The 19,833-nt window shown below is 74.8% G+C and carries 16 protein-coding genes; 5 read left to right on the forward strand and 11 right to left on the reverse strand.

Going from position 1 to position 19,833, the window contains the following annotated elements; all coding sequences use genetic code 11:
* Positions 1–301: 301 nt before the first annotated feature.
* The 8 genes from ACSUPR_RS20455 to ACSUPR_RS20490 form a co-directional block, all read right to left on the reverse strand.
* Entirely contained in the window at positions 302–1,813 is a 1,512-nt protein-coding gene (locus ACSUPR_RS20455) for a glycosyltransferase (RefSeq protein ID WP_436886314.1), read from the reverse strand.
* A complete protein-coding gene (locus ACSUPR_RS20460; protein ID WP_436886315.1) occupies positions 1,810–2,268 on the reverse strand; it encodes a UDP-N-acetylglucosamine--LPS N-acetylglucosamine transferase in 459 nt (152 codons plus the stop codon). Before ACSUPR_RS20460 ends, ACSUPR_RS20455 begins: the two co-directional genes overlap by 4 nt.
* A 35-nt stretch (positions 2,269–2,303) precedes the next feature.
* A complete protein-coding gene (locus tag ACSUPR_RS20465) occupies positions 2,304–3,911 on the reverse strand; it encodes a lipopolysaccharide biosynthesis protein (protein ID WP_436886316.1) in 1,608 nt (535 codons plus the stop codon).
* On the reverse strand, positions 3,881–4,759 hold the full coding sequence (locus tag ACSUPR_RS20470; RefSeq protein ID WP_436886317.1) for a sulfotransferase domain-containing protein: 879 nt from the start codon (positions 4,757–4,759) through the stop codon (positions 3,881–3,883). The genes ACSUPR_RS20465 and ACSUPR_RS20470 overlap by 31 nt, the downstream gene beginning before the upstream one ends.
* Positions 4,760–4,855: 96 nt before the next feature.
* Complete coding sequence (locus ACSUPR_RS20475) at positions 4,856–6,073, reverse strand: phosphotransferase (protein ID WP_436886318.1); 1,218 nt, start codon at positions 6,071–6,073, stop codon at positions 4,856–4,858.
* Entirely contained in the window at positions 6,070–7,473 is a 1,404-nt protein-coding gene (locus ACSUPR_RS20480; RefSeq protein WP_436886319.1) for a ligase, read from the reverse strand. Before ACSUPR_RS20480 ends, ACSUPR_RS20475 begins: the two co-directional genes overlap by 4 nt.
* On the reverse strand, positions 7,473–9,302 hold the full coding sequence (locus tag ACSUPR_RS20485; RefSeq protein WP_436886320.1) for a chain length determinant family protein: 1,830 nt from the start codon (positions 9,300–9,302) through the stop codon (positions 7,473–7,475). The genes ACSUPR_RS20480 and ACSUPR_RS20485 overlap by 1 nt, the downstream gene beginning before the upstream one ends.
* A 197-nt stretch (positions 9,303–9,499) precedes the next feature.
* The gene (locus tag ACSUPR_RS20490; protein WP_436886321.1) at positions 9,500–9,892 is read right to left on the reverse strand and encodes a DUF4190 domain-containing protein; all 393 of its coding nucleotides are present in this window, start codon (positions 9,890–9,892) and stop codon (positions 9,500–9,502) included.
* Between the two features lie 358 nt (positions 9,893–10,250).
* On the opposite strand from ACSUPR_RS20490, the gene purN reads away from it, so the two are divergent.
* From purN to ACSUPR_RS20505, 3 genes are read left to right on the forward strand one after another with little or no spacing between them, the layout of a single operon-like run.
* Positions 10,251–10,862: a phosphoribosylglycinamide formyltransferase gene (gene purN / locus ACSUPR_RS20495; RefSeq protein ID WP_436886322.1), complete on the forward strand. Its 612-nt coding sequence runs from the start codon at positions 10,251–10,253 to the stop codon at positions 10,860–10,862.
* Positions 10,859–12,424: a bifunctional phosphoribosylaminoimidazolecarboxamide formyltransferase/IMP cyclohydrolase gene (purH, locus tag ACSUPR_RS20500; protein ID WP_436886323.1), complete on the forward strand. Its 1,566-nt coding sequence runs from the start codon at positions 10,859–10,861 to the stop codon at positions 12,422–12,424. The genes purN and purH overlap by 4 nt, the downstream gene beginning before the upstream one ends.
* 10 nt (positions 12,425–12,434) lie before the next feature.
* Positions 12,435–13,292, forward strand: coding sequence for a bifunctional methylenetetrahydrofolate dehydrogenase/methenyltetrahydrofolate cyclohydrolase (locus ACSUPR_RS20505; protein ID WP_436886324.1), 858 nt, complete (start codon positions 12,435–12,437; stop codon positions 13,290–13,292).
* 104 nt (positions 13,293–13,396) lie between these two features.
* Here ACSUPR_RS20505 and ACSUPR_RS20510 read toward each other — a convergent pair whose 3' ends face one another.
* The gene (locus ACSUPR_RS20510; RefSeq protein WP_436886325.1) at positions 13,397–14,005 is read right to left on the reverse strand and encodes an FHA domain-containing protein; all 609 of its coding nucleotides are present in this window, start codon (positions 14,003–14,005) and stop codon (positions 13,397–13,399) included.
* Positions 14,006–14,442: 437 nt separating this feature from the next.
* On the opposite strand from ACSUPR_RS20510, the gene ACSUPR_RS20515 reads away from it, so the two are divergent.
* Together ACSUPR_RS20515 and ACSUPR_RS20520 are read left to right on the forward strand one after the other, a co-directional pair.
* Positions 14,443–14,805 carry a DUF3017 domain-containing protein gene (locus ACSUPR_RS20515; RefSeq protein WP_436886326.1) on the forward strand — a complete coding sequence of 121 codons (363 nt, stop codon included), beginning with the start codon at positions 14,443–14,445 and terminating at the stop codon, positions 14,803–14,805.
* Between the two features lie 183 nt (positions 14,806–14,988).
* Positions 14,989–16,206: an NADP-dependent isocitrate dehydrogenase gene (locus tag ACSUPR_RS20520; RefSeq protein ID WP_436886327.1), complete on the forward strand. Its 1,218-nt coding sequence runs from the start codon at positions 14,989–14,991 to the stop codon at positions 16,204–16,206.
* A 955-nt stretch (positions 16,207–17,161) separates the two neighbouring features.
* Here the strand turns inward: ACSUPR_RS20520 and ACSUPR_RS20525 are convergent.
* Together ACSUPR_RS20525 and ACSUPR_RS20530 are read right to left on the reverse strand one after the other, a co-directional pair.
* On the reverse strand, positions 17,162–18,436 hold the full coding sequence (locus tag ACSUPR_RS20525) for an LCP family protein (RefSeq protein WP_436886328.1): 1,275 nt from the start codon (positions 18,434–18,436) through the stop codon (positions 17,162–17,164).
* A gap of 217 nt (positions 18,437–18,653) precedes the next feature.
* Positions 18,654–19,778: a galactokinase family protein gene (locus ACSUPR_RS20530; RefSeq protein WP_436886329.1), complete on the reverse strand. Its 1,125-nt coding sequence runs from the start codon at positions 19,776–19,778 to the stop codon at positions 18,654–18,656.
* Between the last annotated feature and the right edge of the window lie 55 nt (positions 19,779–19,833).

Below are 19,833 nucleotides of genomic sequence, written 5' to 3' on the forward strand. Positions count from 1 at the left end.
CGGGGCCGCACCTCCCCCGTGGGAGCGATCCCCTCCCCCGCGGGAGGGAGCACGCCCACCGCCGTGTTCGTGCCCGCCAACAGGGACCCGCGATCGCTGCGCCGTGCCCGGCACCGTGGCACAGGGCACCGCCTCCACGGTCGGCGGCCTCTCCTGGGCGGTACGCGCGGAGTACGCCGGGCGCCCGTTCCGCGTCTTCGCACCGACCCGTACCACGGATCCGGGCCTCCCCGGGCACCGTGTCCGCGGAAGGCCCGGGCCCGGGCGGACGGGGCCGCCGCGGACCGGCGCGACCGGCGGGTCAGATGCCCCTGCCGCGCAGGTGCAGGGCGCGGGTGATCCAGTCCGGCGGGACGCCCAGGACCACGAGGAGCGCCAGGTAGGCGCGGCCCTCGGCGGGGCGGGCGCGCAGGGTGGTGCCGATCCAGCGCAGCGCGGCGCCCCGGCGGCCGGCGGCGGCCTCGGCGAAGGCGATCTGTCCGGCGACGCGGGCGTGGCCGCGCGGGACCAGGCGGAACTCCGGGTAGCGCTCCAGCAGCCAGCGCAGGGCGGTGGAGATGGTCCGCCAGCGGCCGGAGAAGTGGGAGCGGCGGTGCCAGAGCACCCGTACGCCCGTCTCGGGGATGTTGCGGATGGGACCGCGGCGGGCCAGCCGGAGGAGCAGCTCGTAGTCCTCGGCGTAGCTGCCCGGGATCTCCTCGCTCACGGTGCCGCAGCCGTCGATCATCGCGCGGCGGCGGATGAGGAACGTCGACGGGTGCAGCTCGGTCAGCCGGGACCCCAGCAGGTCGCCGAAGGTGATGCTGGTGCGGTCCAGCGTCCGTACCGCCTCGACCCTGTCGTAGACCACGGTGATGCCGCAGCACACCATGTCGGTCCCCGGCTCCTGGAGCATCACCCGCACCTGGGCGCGCAGCTTTCCCCGCATCCACGTGTCGTCGTCGTCGCAGAAGGCCACCAGGTCGGTGTGCGCCGCCAGCACACCGGTGTTGCGCGCGCCCGCGAGCCCCGGGGTGAGCGTGTTGGTGACCACCCGGACCGGCCGGTCCCCCTCGGAGCGGGCCAGGGACGGGTCGGGCTGGTCGTTGTCGAAGACCACGATCGTGGTGATCGTGCCCGGGTAGTCCTGCTCGGAGATCGCGCGCAGGGTGCGGCGCAGCAGCTCCGGCCGGTCGCGGGTGGGGACGACGACGGTGACCTCGGGCCAGCCCGTGACCTCGTCGGCGGCCTCGCGGGGGTCGGGCGCGGGGGAGTCCTTCACGGAGGCCTCGGTGACCAGGTCGATGAGGGCTCCCGCCCGCAGAGCCGAGCGGACCGCGCCCTCGTCGTCCTCGGGCCCCACCCGGAAGTCCTCCGGGGAGGCCAGGGCCTTGTCCAGCAGCGCGTAGAGCTGCTGCGGGCCGGAGCAGGTCCGTACCCGCCCCGCCTCCTCCAGCCGGGCCACGAACAGCAGCTGGTGGTCGTCCACGTGCTCGCCCAGCTCCGGGTCGCGCGGCACCACGATCGGCAGCCGCCCCGCCCGGCGGGCCTGGACGATGGTCCCCGGCCCCCCGTGGCTGACCACCACCCGCGCCGACTCCATGAGCCCGTCCAGTTCCCCGCCCGGCAGGAAGGGCGTCCCCGAGGCGACCCGCGGTGCCGCGCTGTGCCCGTGCTGCACCAGGATCCGCAGCTCCCTGTGGTCGCGGGCGTAGTCGTCGACCCAGCGCACGAGCCGGTCGAACGCGTGGTGGTCGGTCCCGACGCTCACCACGATGTCCGGGTGGTCGCTGTCGTCGGGCCGGGGCACGGGGCGGGTGGTCTGTTCGGTCACAGGAGCGGTCCTACCGTGATGGCGGCGGGCATGAAGGCGCGCTGCTCCTCCCACTGGGCGAGGGACAGGCGGGTGAAGGGGCGGCACAGCCGGGCGGTGAGCGTGGGGGTGTCGATCCGGTCGTAGACCTCGATGTAGACGGTCGGGACGCGCCGCAGCCGGCCCAGGGCGAAGAACGGCAGCGCCACCCCCGCCCCCGTCGTCACCACCACACCCGGCCGCTCGGCGCGCAGGACGCGGGCCGCCAGGCCCGTGTTGCGCAGCAGGTTGCCCGCGTTGCGGGTGGTCGGGTGGTACGCCCAGTGGACGCGTTCGCCCGCCAGCGCGGATTCGGCGTCCGGGGTCCGGAAGGTCACCCAGGCCCGCTCACGCCCCTCCCACCAGGGGCGGAGCGCGCACAGCTGGGCAAGGTGGCCCCCGTTGGAGGCCACCAGGAGAACCGGTCGCGAAGACATGGAGTCATCATCCCATAACTCAGAGTATCCAGCGGTCAGTGTCGCAGCCCGAGGACCCGGCGGAACGCCCACACGGTGGCCAGGTGGCCCAGGGAGCCCGCGGCCAGGGACGCCACCACGACGGCGGTCCCGCCGCCCAGCCCCGCCCCCGCCGCCAGCGGCAGCGCCCCGAACCACAGCAGGCACCCGCCCGCCGCCACCAGCACCGGCCGCCCCAGCGGCCGCAGGACCACGTGCGAACGCAACTGCCACAGGGGCAGCCCCTTGCGCACCATCACCGCCGCCACCAGCGCACACGCACCTCCCGCCGCCCCCGCCGCCGGGACCAGCAGCAGGCACCCGACCACGCTCACCGCCAGCGCCAGCAGGTTGTTGAACAGGTTCACCCCCGTGCGCCCCGTCATCGTCAGGATCAGGTCGCCCATCCCCAGCAGCGACGCGGCCAGTTGCCCGACGCAGATCACGACCAGGGCGTCCGCCCCCGCCGCGTACCCCGCCCCGAACAGGCCCATCACCTCGGGCGCGAACACCAGCGCCGTCAGGTACAGCGGCCAGGTCAGGCACATCAGCCACGCGGTCCCCGCCGCGTACAGGCCCCGCACTCCCTCGTGGTCGCCGGTGGCCAGCTGCTCGGCGAAGCGGGGCTGCGCGGCGGACAGCACCGCCTGCGCCCCGAACTGCCCGACCACCATCACCCGGGTCGCGGCCGTGAACACCGCGGCCCCGGTCAGCCCGCCCAGCAGCGCGGTGAGCACCACGCCGCCGCGCTGCACCCCCATCTGCGCGACCCCCGCCACCGCGCGCGGCAGCGAGAACGACCAGAACTCGGCGGGGGAGACCGGCTCGGTGCCACCGGAGGAGGCGTCCCGTGCGGGGACGGCGGCCCCCGGGAGACCGTCGCCCCCGGGAGCCCCGTCGCCGCCTCCGGAGGATCCGGCGGCCCCGCCGTTCCCCGGCGGCCCCGAGGGGGCGGACCGCCGCAGGATCCGCCCCAGCCAGAACCACGCCAGCACCGCCGCCGGCAGGTACGGCCCCGCCCACGCCAGCGCCAGCACCCCCGCCGACCCGGACAGGGCGATCCCGCCCACCAGGCCCAGCTGCGCCAGCGGCCGCCCCACCCTGTCCAGCAGCGCCGTCGCCGCCATCGCGTGGTGTGCCCGGGTCGCCGCCAGCGCCGTGTCCAGCAGCACCGCGAACGGCAGGAACACCGCCAGCAGCCGCAGGTACACCGCCGCGTCGTCGGTCCCCAGCGCGTCCGCCATCGGCCCCGCGAACGCCGCCAGCAGCACCCCCGCCCCACAGGCCGCCAGCACGGCCGGGACCACCGCCAGCCGCACCAGCCGCGGCACCGCCCCCGCCCGGCCCAGCACCCGCAGCCGGGCGATGAAGTACACCAGCCCGTCCGGCGCGCCCACGTTCGCCACCGACACCGCGATGAGGAACACCGACGTCGCGGAGAACAGCAGCCCCGCGGCCTCCTGTGAGAACGCCCGGGTGATCGCCACGATGAGGGCCAGGTTGAGCCCGGCCCCCACCACCGCGCCCGCCATGTTGACCGCGCCGCCGCGCAGGACGCGGCGCAGCCCCGGGTCGCCCCGCTCCGCCAGCTCGGTCACGTGCGCCACGACGGATTCCGACCCCACCAGAGCGCCAACCGCCGGTCGCTCTCGACGAACCGCTCCGCCAGCTCCGCCCGCAGCCCCGCGGGCATCACCGCCCGCTCGCGCGCGTTGTGCCGCCCCGGCACCCGGTCCGGCCCGGGGGGCAGCCCCAGGAACCCCTCGATCCGCCGCAGCTCCCGGGTGGTCCCGTCGAACAGCTCGGCGTGGTCCGCCACGTACATCCGGTCCCGGCCCAGGTGCTTCTCCATCCGCTCCAGCTGGTCCGCGTAGCGGCCGCGGGCGACGTACCCGTGGTGCTGGTGGGAGTGGGAGGTGTACTCCGGATCGGCGATCAGCCTCTCCTCCTCACCGGCCAGCCGCGCCTCCTCCAGCTCCACCGCGCGGGCGAACGGCTCGGTCTCGAACCCGCGCGCCGTCTCGTGCGCGTGCGCCGAGTACGCCCGCTCCACCGGGTCGCGCAGGATCACCACCACCCGCACCTCCGGCAGGTCCCGGGCGATCCGCTCGGCGGCCAGCGGGTGGAAGAGGTAGTAGGGGCTGGACTCGAACACCCGCACCCGGTCCCGCCCCCGGCGGGCCCGCAGCCGCGTCCGCAGCGGGAAGTGCGACCGGTACCAGGACGTCCCGCGGAGGTACCCGGTGTCGAAGAAGTGCACCCCCTTGCGCAGCACCGGCCCGGTGGCCGCCGGGTTCGCGCACAGGGACTTGAACAGCGAGGTGGTCCCGCTGCGCTGCGCCCCGCAGATGAGGAAGTCGGGCAGGGTCCTGGCGGGTGCGGTGGCCGCCCCCAGGGCGTCGGCGAGCGGCAGGGCCGCCCGCCTCACCGGGGCGGCCAGCCGTCGCGGCAGGAGCGCGGTTCGCCGTGTCATCGCATACCTCGTCGTTTCCGGGTTCGGGTACTCATCGGGTGGACCGGATCCGGGTGATCGGACACGCGCGGCCGGAGCGGCGACCGCCTCGGTCCCTCATCTCCCCGCGCGGGCGGCCTCGTGCGCCGCCCGCTCCTGGAGCCCCTCCAGGGCGGGCAGCAGCCAGTCGTCCACCGCTGCGAGGTGGACTCCCGTCTCGTCCTGGCGGTCGTGCAGGTAGCGGGTCGCCAGGTCGATCAGGTACAGGGCCATCACCGTGGACACGGTGTGCGGGGCCAGGCCCAGTTCGGTCATCAGCGGGTCGCGCAGCAGCCGGGCACCGCTCTCCAGCCACCGGTGCACCCCGGGGTGGACGCCCGCCTGGACGCACTCGTTGAGGTCGTAGTGGAGGGCGTCGAACCCGGCGGGCGCGTCCAGCGACAGCCGCTCCCAGTCCCACACGAACGACCGGCGCGCGGTCCCGGCGATGTTCCACCGGGTCAGGTCGCCGTGCCAGGCGCCGAAGGGCAGGGACACGTCCGGCAGACCGTGCAGCGCCGCCATCAGCGGCCCCGCCTCCGGCCTGCCGGCCAGGGCGGCGATCCGCTCCTCCAGGGAGCGGCGGTAGTCGCTCGCAGACAGGCGGCGCCGCCGCACCTGCACCAGGGAGGTGATCTGGGCGACGCAGCGCAGCAGCTGGCGGCGGGTGGGCCGGTCGGTCTGGTCGCCGACCGGCAGCGCCTCCTGCACCAGCAGCGGGCGGCCGTTCCACTCGCCCTGGTACATCAGGCGCGGCACGGTGACGTCGCGCATACGGGAGCCGGCCAGCAGGCGCAGCGCCTGTGCCTCGGCGACCACCAGCCGCCCGGTCAGGTCGTTCACGGCCACCTTGGCGTAGCCGACGGTCCGCCCGCCCGGGGTGAGCAGCAGCAGGACCGGCTTGCGGTTGGCCCGCGGGGGCCCCACGTGGATGGCGATGGTCAGCTCGCGGTCCAGCGCGGCGGCCAGCGCGTGCTCGATGCCCGGCCCGGCGCCCACGTAGAGGCGGTCCCGCAGCAGCAGCGGGGCGACCCCGGAGGCGAACGCGCCGGTCAGCAGCAGCCTGCGCAGCCGCTCCCGGAACGAGTGCCCCTGGGAGAAGGACGCGATGCCTCGGGTGGCCGCCGAGCGGTTGTGCGCGGGCAGGATCACCCGCGGGTCGTAGGCGTTGGGCACCGGCAGGTACTGGTTTCCGCGGCTCCGCCGGTGGGCGGGTCCGTCGCCGTGCCCCAGCAGCCCTCCGCACGGCCACAGCACGGCCGCCAGGTCGGTCAGATAGGTCGTCTCGCCGTTCACCGGGACCCCCCGCCCGTGCGCGCGGTCCGGCGGCGGAGCAGGGGTTCCTCGTCCCGCCACAGCAGGGCGACGGCGACCATGGTCACGGCCAGCGGGGACATCAGCGCGACGTAGAAGAACATGTACCAGAACAGCAGCAGCACGGTCAGCAGGGCGCCCTGGCCCGCGGTCGTCACCGCCGACCGGTACCGCCAGGCCACCGCCGCGAAGAAGCCCAGGAACAGGCCTGTGCCCACCCAGCCGCTCGCGATGAGCGTCATCCACAGCTGGCCCGCGTTGCCGATCACGTGCTGGCCGCAGCCGGGGCACCGCGGTGAGGGGCCGATGGCGATGGACTCGGAGCTGCCCAGGGACTCCCTGGTGGTGCCCCATCCGACCACGGGGGACAGGTCGGCCGCGGTCACGGCCGCCGCGTTGGTCGCCGCCCGGCCGTCGTCGCTGTGGGGGGCGTCGGCCCGCGCCCGCACCACGTCGGCCAGCGGGGACAGCGCCAGCACGCCCAGGGCGAGTACCGCGACCAGCCCGCAGACCGCCACCGGCAGCACCCGGCCCCGGCGCAGCGCGACGAACCCGGCGTAGAGCAGGGACAGCGCCAGCCCCGCCCACAGGGCCCGGTTGAGGGAGTGCACGATCGGCACCACCGACAGCACCATGGCCGCGGGCAGGCCCCAGCGCACCCACAGCGGCGCGCCGCCCCGGCCCAGCACGAGGACGGCGGCCCACACCAGCAGCAGGGAGATCATGTACCCCCACACGTTGGTGTACTCCCACGGGGCCTTGGGGCGCGCCGAGTCGTACCCGAAGATGTCCATGACCTGCGCGGACGCCGGGTGGACCAGGGTCCGCATGAAGGGGTCGGAGGCCAGCCCCCCGGGCAGCAGGTACTCCAGCGGGGCGGTGAACTCGAACCGGGGCGCGAGCATCCCCAGGTACCCGCCCGCGATCGTGGCCAGGCCCAGCACGGTGAGCGCCGCCGCCACCGCCCGGGTGGGCAGCTCCCGCTCGGTCAGGTTGCCGACGTACAGCAGCAGCACCGTCAGCACCGCGTAGTTGGTGATCCGCAGCAGGGCCCCACCGTAGCCGCCGCTGTCCGGCACGGTGCCCGGCATCTCCAGCGGCACCAGTGCCAGGCCCAGCACCGACCACACCAGGAACAGCGCCCACAGCCAGAACGCCGGGGGGACGCGCAGGCCCACGGTCCGGTGGCGGCGCACCAGCTCCACGGCCATCGGAACGGCGAACACCCAGTAGGCGAACTGGCCCAGGCCCAGCGCCCACCACAGCGGGTACCCGGCCAGCAGCCACAGCAGCGGGCGTCCGGCGGTGCCCGTCGGCGGTCCCCCGGCCACGGGGGCGAACGCGGCCGCACCGGTCCCGGTCACCGCGGGGATCCGCGCCATCAGCGCCGTGCCCCGGCGGTTCCGGCGGCCGCCCCGTCCTCCGCGCCTTCGGCGGGCTCCGCTCCCGAGTCCGCGTCGGCGCCCGCGCTCCCGGCGCTCTCCGTGCCCCCCGCGCTGTCCGCGGGCACGACGACGGTCTCGCCGTCCCCGGCCTCCTCGCCCCCGGTCCCCTCGTTCTCGGACTCCTCCCGGGGCGGCTCGGCCGCGGCCTCCCCCACCCGGGCGGCGGCCGGCGCCGCCTCCGCCGGGGCGGGCTGGGGCGGCGGGCCGGGCAGCGGCTGCCGGGGCAGCACGACGACCCCCGGGGTGTCCAGCGAGAACCGGTCGGCGACGGTCAGCACATCGGCCAGGTCGGCGCGCGGGGTGCGGTCCAGTTCCACGACCGGGAGCATCAGGTCGGCGGCCCCGGCCACGGCGTGGACGTCGGCGCGCTCGCTCGGCGGCGGAACCGCCACCACCACGTGGTCGGCGTGCTCGCGCAGCAGCCCCAGCAGGTCCCCCATCCCGGTGTCCTGCACCGGCGCGGCCGCACCCGGACGACCGTGCCGCAGCACCCGCAGCCGGGGCGCGGCCTCGGGGCGCACCTCCAGGTCGGCGGGGTCCTCGCCGTCCACCAGGGCCTCGGCCAGCCCGGGGCCCTCGGGCAGGCCCAGCAGCTCGCCCACGGTGTCCGACCGCGGGTCGGCGCACACCAGCAGCGTCTCCGAACCCGTCCGGGCCAGGGCCGCGGCGAGGTTCACGGCGGCGGCGGTCCCGGCGCGGCCGGGCGTGGTGGCCGCGACCAGGAGCACGCGGCCCGCCCGCGGTCCCTCCTCGTCGGCGACCGGGGCGCCCGCACCCGCCGCGGCCCGCGCCGGGTCCCCGGCGGTGCGGGCCCGGAGCAGGTGGACCAGGGACTGGACCCGCTGGCCCCCCGCCTCGTCCTCGCCCAGCAGGCCCGGGGCGCGACCGCCGCGCCGGGTGGCGCAGGAGGACAGGTCGAGCAGGACCGGTAGTCCGCTCAGGCGCCCGGTCTCCTCGGTGTCGTGCAGTCGCGGGGCCAGGCGGTCGCGGACCACGGCCGCGCCCAGGCCCGCCAGCAGGCCCAGCGCGGTGCCCGCGGCCAGCCACAGCGGCGCGTTGGGGGAGGAGGCCCGTTCGGGCAGTCCGGCGGGGGTGATGACCCGCCCGGCCTCGACGGTCTCCCGCAGCGCGGCCAGCGGGGCCAGGTCCCCGCTCAGGGAGGTGATCTCCTGGCGCAGCGCCTCGGTGCGCGGGTCGGCGCCCCCCAGCGCCCCGGCGGTGTCCCCCAGTTCGCCCTCCAGGCGTTCGCGCTCGCCGCGCAGCGCCTCCAGGTGGGCGCCGATGAGCCCGTCCACACGCTCCGCACGCTGCCCGAGGTAGGCCTCGGCGTAGGCGGCGGCCCCGGCCTGTGCGGCCCCGGGGGAGCCCGCCGTGTAGTGGATCTCCAGCACGTTGCTGTTGGAGGGGACGGTGACGTCGACGTTCTCCCGCAGGCCCTCGGCGGTGGCGGGGGAGCCGGTGGCCTCGGCGACCAGTTCGGCCGCGGCGGCGGAGACCTCCTCCGAACGCAGGACCTGCGCCTCCGTGTCGAGGTTCACATCGCCCGCCAGGCGGCCGGACCGCTCACCGGTGAACTCGGCCATCCCGGTCGGCAGCACCTGGACGGCGGTCGTGGAGGTGTAGGCGGAGGGGACCGCGAACACGCCGGCCAGGGCGAGGGCCGCGCCGCCGATCACCCCGGCGGCCACCGGCCGCCAGCGGCGGCGCAGCAGCGCGGCGTACTCCTTGAGTTCCGGTCCGGGCGATCCGGGGACGACGGTGTCCATCGGTTCCTTCCAACGTCTACCTGGCAACACTTTTAGTGAACGATTGCATACTAAGTGTAGTCCCCGGGGGCGTGCTCACCACTTGGGGAAAGGTCCGTTTCCCTGGGGAAAAGTGGCCGGAAACAGAAGCCGGAGGGGGCGGCGGGCCACTCCCCGCCGCCCCCTCCGGGACGTTCCGTGCCGCCGTGCGGCCGTGCTCAGGCGCCGCTGACCCAGGAGGGCAGCCGCGTCCCCGAGTTCCACTCCTCGTCGCACACCTTCTGGGTGGACACCGTGTGCGCCCGCGCCGAGCAGTCCCGGTACTCGATCAGCTGCTCGTTGAACACCACCGAGACCGCGATCATCGCGACGGACAGCACGACCCCGGCCACGCCCACCGCGACGCTCGCCAGCGCCATCGGGGCGGCGGAGCGGTTGCGCCGGGCCGCCCGGCGCGCCTGGAGGCCCTGGAACAGTCCGAACGCGGACAGCACGCCTCCGTAGGGCGGCAGCAGCAGCCCGGCCAGCCCGAAGAACAGGCCCCACAGCCCGCCACGCTCGACACGGGGGCGGTCGTCCTCGGATAGCGGCTCCGGGCGATTGTCGGTCAAGGTCTCACTCCTTCGGGGCACCCGCGGCGGGCGCCCTCGTCGCACTGCGCCTTGAGCGGAGCGTATCCGCCGCCGACGACTTCCGGCGGCCCGGGGGCGGGCGGAGGTCCACGTCACACGGCGCCTCCAAGGTCGCCTCCCGTGGGCCCGACGCTACCCGGCCCGATAGGGTGGGTGTGCGGACGGGCCCTCGCAGGCCCATGCCCGGGATCTGTACCGGGCGTACGCGTTTTCCGGATGCTGCGCCGTCCCCCGGTGCCCCCGGAGTACGGGAGAGGACTCCCGCACCGTTCTCTAGTACATGGGAGAAGCATTGTCCGCGCGAGTGGTGGTTCTCATATCGGGCACGGGCAGCAATATGGCCGCCCTCCTGGAGGCGGCGCAGGACCCGGCCTACGGGGCCGAGGTCGTCGCCGTCGGGGCCGACCGCGAGGGGACCCGGGGCATCGAACTGGCCCGCGAGGCCGGCGTACCCGTTTTCACCGTCCCCTTCCGCGACTACACCGACCGCGCCCGCTGGAACGCCGACCTGGCCGCGCGCATCGGGGAGCACACCCCCGACCTGGTGGTCTCCGCCGGGTTCATGCGCATCCTCGGTCCCGAGGTCGTCGGAAAGCACGCCGCCGTGAACATCCACCCGGCGCTCCTCCCCTCCTTCCCCGGCGCTCACGCGGTGCGTGACGCGCTCGCCCACGGTGTCCGCATCACCGGCACCACCATCCACTTCCTCGACGAGGGCGTCGACTCCGGGCCGATCATCGACCAGGTGGCGGTCCGCGTCGAGGACGACGATGACGAGTCCAGCCTCCACGGGCGCATCAAGGCCGTGGAGCGGCGCATGCTGGTCGACACGGTCGGCCGCCTGGCCCGCGAGGGCTGGACCATCGACGGCAGGAAGGTGCGGTTCGGCCGGGCCGACCGCACCGAGCAGAGCGTCGCGGACGCGACCGAACCGAAGGAGAACCGGTGACCCAGCAGGCCATCCGGCGTGCGTTGATCAGCGTGTACGACAAGACCGGCCTGGAGGGGCTGGGCGCGGGCCTGGCCGCGGCCGGGGTGGAGATCGTCTCCACCGGCTCCACCGCCGCGCGGCTCCGTGACGCGGGCGTCCCCGTCACCCGGGTCGAGGACGTCACCGGCTTCCCCGAGATCATGGGCGGCCGTGTCAAGACCCTCCACCCGTCCGTGCACGCCGGACTCCTCGCCGACCAGAACAACCCCGACCACGTCGCCCAGATCGAGGACCTGGGCATCGCCCCCTTCGACCTGGTCGTGGTCAACCTCTACCCGTTCCGCGAGACCGTGGCCTCGGGCGCCTCCGAGGCCGAGTGCGTCGAGCAGATCGACATCGGCGGCCCCGCCATGGTGCGCGCCTCCGCCAAGAACCACTCCAGCGTCGCCGTGGTCGTCGACCCCTCCTCCTACGACTCGGTCCTGGAGGCGGTGCGCGACGGCGGGTTCACGCCGGAGCGGCGCAAGCGCCTGGCCGGGCTGGCGTTCCAGCACACCGCCGCCTACGACGCGGCCGTGGCCGAGTGGTTCTCCGACACCTACGCCCCCGACGCCGAGGCCGCCGAGAGCGCCTGGCCGGACTTCCGGGCCGCCGTCCACACCCGCAAGGCCGTGCTGCGCTACGGAGAGAACCCGCACCAGGACGCCGCCCTGTACGTACCGGCGGGCGTGCCCGCGCACGGCCTGGCCGGCGCCGAGCAGCTGCACGGCAAGGCGATGTCGTTCAACAACTACGTGGACACCGACGCCGCCGTGCGCGCCGCCCACGACTTCGACGCCCCCTGCGTCGCCATCATCAAGCACGCCAACCCCTGCGGCATCGCCGTGGGCGCCGACAACGCCGACGCCCACCGCAAGGCGCACGCCGCCGACCCGGTGTCGGCGTTCGGCGGTGTCATCGCCACCAACCGCCCTGTCGGCGAGGAGCTGGCCGCGCAGATCTCGGAGATCTTCACCGAGGTCGTGGCCGCCCCCGGCTTCGAGCCCGCGGCGCTGGACATCCTCACCCGCAAGAAGAACATCCGCCTGCTCCGGGTCGTGGCCGCCGCCGGGCCCGTCGTGGAGACCCGGCAGATCAGCGGGGGCCTGCTCGCCCAGGCGGTCGACCGCATCGACGCCCCCGGCGACGACCCGGCGAACTGGACCCTGGCCACCGGCGAGCCCGCGGACGAGGAGACCCTGGCCGACCTGGTCTTCGCCTGGCGCGCGGTGCGCGCCGTCAAGTCCAACGCGATCCTGCTCGCCGCCGACGGCGCCACGGTGGGCGTCGGCATGGGCCAGGTCAACCGGGTCGACTCCGCGCGCCTGGCGGTCTCCCGGGCCGGGGAGCGCGTGGCCGGGTCCGTCGCAGCCAGCGACGCCTTCTTCCCCTTCCCCGACGGCCTGGAGATCCTCACCGGGGCGGGGGTGCGCGCGGTCGTGCAGCCCGGCGGCTCGGTCCGCGACGAGGAGGTCGTCGCGGCCGCCAAGGCGGCCGGGGTCACCATGTACCTGACCGGCACCCGGCACTTCTTCCACTAGGAGACCAGGCATGAGCGCGATCGTTCTGGACGGCAAGGCCGTCGCCAAGTCCATCCGCGAGGACCTCACCGAGCGGGTGGCCCGCCTGCACGCCCTGGGCGTCACCCCCGGGCTGGGCACCGTCCTGGTCGGCGACGACCCGGGCAGCCACTCCTACGTGCGCGGCAAGCACCGCGACTGCGCGCAGGTCGGCATCGCGAGCATCCGCCGCGACCTGCCGGAGGACGCCACGCAGGAGGAGGTGGAGCAGGCCGTCCGCGAGCTCAACGAGGACCCGGCCTGCACCGGCTACATCGTGCAGCTCCCGCTGCCGCGGGGCCTGGACGAGAACCGGGTGCTGGGGATGATCGACCCGGCCAAGGACGCCGACGGACTCCAGCCCTCCAACCTGGGCAGGCTGGTGCTGATGCAGGAGGCGCCGCTGCCCTGCACCCCGCGCGGCATCGTCGAGCTGCTCAACCGCTACGACGTCCCGCTCAAGGGCGCCGAGGTGGTCGTGGTCGGCCGGGGGGTCACCGTGGGCCGCCCGCTGGGGCTGCTGCTGACCCGCCGGTCGGAGAACGCCACCGTCACCCTGTGCCACACCGGCACCCGCGACCTCGCCGAGCACACCCGCCGCGCCGACATCATCGTCGCCGGGGCCGGGGTGCCCGGGCTCATCACCAAGGACATGGTGCGCCCCGGCGCGGCCGTGCTGGACGTGGGCGTCTCGCGCACGGAGGACGGGCTGGTCGGCGACGTGGTGCCGGACGTGGCCGAGGTCGCCGGGTACATCTCGCCCAACCCCGGCGGGGTGGGCCCGATGACCCGCGCGATGCTGCTGGTCAACGTCGTCGAGGCGGCCGAGCGCCAGGCCGCCGCGCGGTAGCGGCGGACCCGGTGCGGGGGCGGCGGTCCGGGACGGGCCGCCGCCCCGGCGTCTTCGGGGCCCGCCCGCGGCCGGGGTGCGCCGTGCCGTCCGGACCGGGCGGCTCAGCCCGCGGCGCGCCGGGCGCCGTGGTCGACCGGGAGCGGGCGCACCAGCCCCAGGGCCACCACCTCGTTGGCCAGCCGGGTGCGCCGGTTCTGGCCCTCGGGGATGCGGAACTTCTGGTACAGCCGCAGCAGGTGCTGCTTGACCGCCGCCTCGGTCACCACCAGCACCTCGGCGATGTCGCGGGCGGTCGCCGGTGCGACGAACGCCTCCTCCGACAGGGCGGGCCGGCACAGCGCCGTCAGCACGTCCAGCTCCCGGCGGGTGAGCTCGGGCGCCGCGCTGCGGCGCAGCTCCACGTCCGGGCTGAGCTGCTCCCGGGGCAGGCCGCCGACCCGGCAGCGGGCGGTGCCGAAACTCACCACGTCCCCCTCCTCCAGGACGCGGCGGGCGATCGGGCGCCCGTTGACCCGGGTGCCGTTGCGGGACAGGCCCATGTCCACCACGTACACGTAGGGGCCGCGGCGGACCAGTTCGGCGTGCAGGAGCGAGACGCTGGGGTCGTCGAGGCGGATGTCGGCTCCCTCGCCGCGGCCGACCGTGGTGACCTCGTCCGTGAGTTCGCAGATCTCCCCGGACTCCTCGACCCGCAGGTAGGGCCCGTCCACGGTGGCTCCTCCCGGGCTCGGATGACGCTGCCGGTGGGTGTGCGGACGACGGTGGGGCCGAGGGGTGGTGGTTCGTGGGGTGGGCTTCATGGGGGTCCTCGCTCACCGGTGCACTCGTCTCCACCTTGGTTACCCGGGCACCGAGTGTTCTACGCGCTTACTCCGGAGTTAGGCGGATAAGGCGCGGAAATACGGCTCTGTGGCCGAACCGGAAGCGGGAAACGGTCGCGGGGCCGCCCCGGTGGACGCCTGGCCGTTTCCGTGAGCCCTGAGGCGTCGGCGACGCGGAACACTACAATGTCCCTGACTCTCCCGGTCCGAAAGCACGGTCGGCGACCGGAGCCACCTGGAACATGAGCCGTTCCTCCGCGGTGCTCCGTTTCGGACACCCGCGCGTCGACGCGTGGCCGGTCTGTGCCAGTTCCGGGTGGGAGATCGTGGACCAGGCGAAGCGGAGCGCGGTGAACAGGGTGGAGCTGGCGGAGTTGTCGGACACGGACGAGGGGAAGCCGGCACCGGAGGAGCGCGCGGCCCCGGCCTGGCTCGCCCAGGTGCCCTACGTCCTCGTGCTGTCCGCACTGGCCGCGGGGATCGTCATCGTGGCCGCGGCCTACTTCAAGCGGGGTCCGGCCGTCATCGCGGGCGCCCTGCTGCTGGCCGCGGCCTTCCGGGCCTTCCTGCCCGCCGAGTGGACCGGCATGCTCGCCGTCCGCCGGCGCTGGGTCGATCTCGTCACGCTGACCACCATGGCGGTGCTGCTCATCGTGCTCGCGTGGGTGGCGCCGCAGTTGTCATCGTAGGCGTCTAATAAGCTTGATATCGAGATACCGCGACACCGACGAGCCACCCCCTCCCCGGAGAGCACGGACCGGGCGGGATCAGGGGATCGCCGCGCGCGCGGACGCCGGGGCCCGGCCACGAGCCGGGCACCGCCCACCGCCGCACGAGGTGGTGGCGAAGATTGAAGGGACAGCCACACAGCCATGGCCAAGATCAAGGTCGAGAACCCCGTAGTCGAGCTCGATGGCGACGAGATGACCCGGATCATCTGGTCCTTCATCAAGGACCGCCTGATCCTCCCGTACCTCGACATCGACCTGAAGTACTACGACCTGGGCATCGAGGAGCGCGACCGCACCGATGACCAGATCACCGTCGACGCCGCCAACGCCATCAAGGAGCACGGCGTCGGCGTCAAGTGCGCCACCATCACCCCGGACGAGGCCCGGGTCGAGGAGTTCGGCCTGAAGAAGATGTGGCGGTCGCCCAACGGCACCATCCGCAACATCCTGGGCGGCGTCGTCTTCCGCGAGCCGATCATCTGCGAGAACGTGCCGCGCCTGGTCCCCGGCTGGACCAAGCCGATCATCATCGGCCGCCACGCCCACGGCGACCAGTACAAGGCCACCGACTTCAAGGTCCCCGGCCCCGGCACCGTCACCATGACCTACACCCCGGCCGACGGCAGCGAGCCGGTCGAGTTCGAGGTCGCGAACTTCCCCGAGGCCGGCGGCGTGGCCATGGGCATGTACAACTTCCGCAGGTCCATCGAGGACTTCGCCCGGGCCAGCCTCAACTACGGCCTGGACCGGAACTACCCGGTGTACATGTCCACCAAGAACACGATCCTCAAGGCCTACGACGGCATGTTCAAGGACGTGTTCCAGGAGATCTTCGAGACCGAGTTCAAGGAGCGGTTCGACAAGGCCGGCCTCACCTACGAGCACCGCCTCATCGACGACATGGTCGCCTCCGCGCTCAAGTGGGAGGGCGGCTACGTCTGGGCCTGCAAGAACTACGACGGCGACGTCCAGTCCGACACCGTCGCGCAGGGCTTCGGCTCGCTGGGCCTGATGACCTCCGTGCTGCGCACCGCCGACGGCCGCACCGTGGAGGCCGAGGCCGCGCACGGCACCGTCACGCGCCACTACCGGCAGCACCAGCAGGGCAAGCCCACCTCCACCAACCCGATCGCCTCCATCTTCGCGTGGACCCGCGGTCTGGAGCACCGGGCCAAGCTGGACAACACCCCGAAGCTGCTGGAGTTCGCCACCACCCTCGAGGACGTCGTCATCAAGACCGTCGAGGGCGGCCAGATGACCAAGGACCTCGCGATCCTGGTCGGCTCCGACCAGGAGTGGCTGACCACCGAGCAGTTCCTCGCCGCCCTGGACGAGAACCTGGCCAAGCGCCTCGCCTAGCCCGGAGGGGCCACCGGCCGTCTTGAGCCGACGCCACCGGTGACCTTCGCCACGTCCGGCCGTTCCCTTTCGGGGACGGCCGGACGCTTTGTGTCACCAACCGGACACGCTCGATGAATTTCCTCGGCGTGTTTCCCCGATTCTGCGGACATCCGCGCCGCCGGGGTGGGATGATGACTGCATCGGGTCACGGAGCCAGTGCGACATAGGACACGTGAACTCGATTCGCCCCTTGTGCGAACTTTGACTTACAGTGGAGACACGCCGGTGAGAACCGGCAGGCCAGAGCGGGTTTCACCGCTCAGGCCCCACGATCCGACGTACCGGCCGTGCGCCCGCTGGGGGGTAGGCGCGCACAGTACGGAACGTCACGAAGAAGGGCCCGGTGCTTCGGCACCGGGCCCTTCGCCTTTCCCCGGCCCCGCCGCCCGGTGCGGTCGGCCGGTGGGTCCGGGCGCCGCCCGGACCGGACCCGGGCGTCTCTTCCCGCGTGCCGTCCCCGCCGGGGGACTCCGGCCGCCTCCCCTGCTCTCGGACCGGTGCCGCGGTCCCCGTCGCCCGGTCGGCCCCCGGCCGCCGTTGCCCGGCGGGTCCGGGCGCCGCCCGGACCGGACCCGGGCGTCTCTTCCCGCGTGCCGTCCCCGCCGGGGGACTCCGGCCGCCTTCGCCCCGCCCTGACCGGTGCTGCGGCGTCCCCATCGCCCGGTCGGTACCGGGCCCTTCGCCTTTCCCCGGCCCCGCCGGGCCGCCTCCGCGCCCGGTCCGGTGCCAGGACGCCCCCGCCGCCCGGCTGCCCCGGGCCGCCGGTCCCCGCCCGGGCCCCGTCACCGCCGTCCCGGGTCGGCACCGCGCGCCCGTCCCGCCGGGGTACCGGCACCCGCCCACGGAGAGGCCCCCGCGTCGGCGGTGCGACGGCGGGGGCCGGTTCCCGGAGCGGCGGAGGGCGCTCCCGGAGTCAGTCCAGGATGCTCTCGGGGATCGGCTCCCCCTCGCGCATCGCCTGGAACATCTCCTCGGAGGCGGTCTCGTCCCACTGCACCACCGAGCCCACGTCCGGCAGCGTCGGGGTGCCGCCCACCGGGATGGAGGTCGTCTGGGTGCCGCCCCGCATCGCCAGCAGCATCGTCGCCAGGTGCCGCAGCTTGTCGCCCTCGTCCACCACGAACATGTCCGTGCCCTCCAGCACCAGCGGCACCGACTCGAACGGGTTGAACAGGGTGCCCGGGGCGCTGGCCTCCTCCACCAGCGCGGAGAAGAACTCCCGCTGGCGGGCGATCCGGTCCAGGTCGGCGCGCGGGGTCGCGCGGGTGCGCACGTAGCCGAGCGCGGTGCCGCCGTCCATCGTCTGGCAGCCCGCCTCGATGTCCAGGCCCGCCTTGGGGTCCTCCATCGGCTCCTCGGGGCACAGCTCCACGCCGCCGACCGCGTCGACCAGGCCGACGAACCCGCCCATGCCGATCTCCACGTAGTGGTCCACCCGCACGCCCGAGGCCTGCTCGAACGTCTGCACCAGCGGGGCCGGGCCGCCGCAGACCTCCTCGCCCTCGTCGTCGGTGCCGCACACGGCGTCGGCGAAGGAGGCGTTGATCTTGTTGGCCGCGAACCCGGGGATGGCCAGCGGGACGTAGGAGTCGCGGGGGACGCTGACGATGGTGGGCTCGGCGTCGTCGGTGTCGGGGATGTACAGCAGCATGATCGTGTCCGTGCGCCGGCCCTCGGCCCGGCCCGTGGACAGCTCCCGGATCTGGTCGTCGTCCAGCCCCTCGCGGCTGTCGGATCCCACGATCATGAAGACGGTGCCGTCCTGGCGGTCCGGGCGGCCCTCGTAGTCCTGGAGCGCGTCCACCCGCTGCAGGCGCGCGTTGGCCCACAGGTAGAACCAGGCGGGCAGGACCAGCACCGCGGCCAGCAGGACCACCAGGACGATCGAGGTGGTCCTGCGGGCGGTGCGCGCCTGCTTCTGGCGGCGGCGCCGGGTGCGGCCGGTGCCGTCGTACTCGCGCCCGGCGTGGTGGGTGCGCTTCTGCGGGCGCTCGCGCCGCAGCGGGGGGACGTCGTCGGCCGCGGGCATCCGCCGGGTCTCGCCGACGACCCGCTGCTCCGACTCCCGGGCCCGGTACAGCTTCTCGAACGCGTCGGCACCGTCACCGGCGCCCTTGCGCCGGAAGACGCCCGGTCTGTCGTGCTCACCGGTGGGACCGGACCCGTCCCGGTGTCGTCGGTCTGCCATCGAACCGCCTATCTCCTCCGCGATGCGGAAGGTCCGTGATCACGGCCTCCACTCTGTGGGATCGCAGAAAGAGTAGCGGGGTTCGCGAAAGCGTCCCCGGTCCGGTTCCCGGGGCCGGACCCCGGCCCCGGACCGGGGTCCTCCCGGGCCCCGGACCGGGGTCCTCCCGGGCCCCGGGCCGGGGTCCTCCCGGGTCGCGGACGCGGCGTCGCCGGGGTCAGCGCAGCCGGTGCGCGCCGGCCGCCGGGAGCGCCGTGCGGACCCGCGGCGCGGGCAGGCCCCGGTCGGCGAACGCCTCCTCCACGGCGGTGCGGACTCCCGCCACCCGGTCCTCGGCGGCCAGGGCCAGGGCGGTGCCCGCCCAGCCGCTCATCCGCACCCCGCGGGCCCCCGCCCGGTTCGCGGCCTCGACCGCCAGCTCCACCTCGGGCAGCGGCAGCCCGAACCGCCGCAGCGACAGGTGCGACGCGGTCAGGACCACGCCGACCTCGCCGAAGCGCTCGGCCCGCAGCAGGCCCACCACCGCGTTGAGCCGGTGCACCTCGGTCACGGCGCACTCCACCCGGCGGCGCAGCGCGGGGGAGGGCAGCCGGGACAGCGCCGCGGGCAGGTCGGTGACGGACCGCAGCGGGCCCAGGGTCCTCTGCGCGCGCTCCAGCTCGGCGGCGTGCACCGCCCGGGCGTCGCGGCGGGGCGCCGCCCCGGTCTCCACCACCAGCAGGCACAGGCCCTCGGCGGCCGGGTCGAAGGGCAGCGCGGTGGTGCCCAGGGTCCGCAGGTTGACCCGGACCGCGCAACCCGGCCGGGCGGCCAGGGACACCCTCTGGTCCACGGTCGCGCCCTCCGGGGTCGGCTCCCCGGCCAGGTCGGCCAGGGCCAGCGCCACCGCGGCGCCCAGCGCCCCGGTGCGTCCCAGGGAGGCCTGCCCGGGCAGGTCCGAGCCGAGCATCACGCGCAGCCCCGTTCCGGCCTCCAGCAGTCCCGTACGGCGCGCCGCGGCGACGGCCTCGGCCACCGCCCGCCCCTGCGGCCCCCGGGTGCGCAGCGGGCCGCTGAGCGCCGCCGCCCGCACCCGCGGGTCGCCGGGCACGGGCCCCACCGCGGCCGTCACCCCCCAGGGCAGGGCCGCGTACAGCCCGGCCCCGCCCGAGGCGGCGGTGTGCTCGCCCAGCAGTGCGATCCGGCCGGGGGAGTGCCACACCCCCGCGGGCGCCTCCCCGTACAGGGCGGAGAAGCCCTCGGCCAGCTCGTCGGGGTCCGGCGCCCCCGCCGGCCACTCGCCCCGCGGCCCCGCCGGCCGCATCCCCAACGCGGCTCTCCACCGCGCCCCTGCGCCCCCCACGTCCTCACCCTTTCCCCCGTCGACCGCTGTCCCCCAAGTCTGCCCAAGTCCCGGA

The sequence above is a fragment of the Nocardiopsis dassonvillei genome (genome assembly GCF_964273065.1).
Taxonomy (GTDB): Bacteria; Actinomycetota; Actinomycetes; order Streptosporangiales; family Streptosporangiaceae; genus Nocardiopsis; species Nocardiopsis dassonvillei_B.

Coding starts and splice junctions, on each gene's coding strand:
- ACSUPR_RS20460 (WP_436886315.1), bottom strand. CDS start 2,268: ATGTCTTCGCGACCGGTTCTCCTGGTGGCCTCCAACGGGGGCCACCTT.
- ACSUPR_RS20470 (WP_436886317.1), bottom strand. CDS start 4,759: ATGACACGGCGAACCGCGCTCCTGCCGCGACGGCTGGCCGCCCCGGTG.
- ACSUPR_RS20480 (WP_436886319.1), bottom strand. CDS start 7,473: ATGGCGCGGATCCCCGCGGTGACCGGGACCGGTGCGGCCGCGTTCGCC.
- ACSUPR_RS20485 (WP_436886320.1), bottom strand. CDS start 9,302: ATGGACACCGTCGTCCCCGGATCGCCCGGACCGGAACTCAAGGAGTAC.
- purN (WP_436886322.1), top strand. CDS start 10,251: ATGGCCGCCCTCCTGGAGGCGGCGCAGGACCCGGCCTACGGGGCCGAG.
- ACSUPR_RS20505 (WP_436886324.1), top strand. CDS start 12,435: ATGAGCGCGATCGTTCTGGACGGCAAGGCCGTCGCCAAGTCCATCCGC.
- ACSUPR_RS20520 (WP_436886327.1), top strand. CDS start 14,989: ATGGCCAAGATCAAGGTCGAGAACCCCGTAGTCGAGCTCGATGGCGAC.
- ACSUPR_RS20525 (WP_436886328.1), bottom strand. CDS start 18,436: ATGGCAGACCGACGACACCGGGACGGGTCCGGTCCCACCGGTGAGCAC.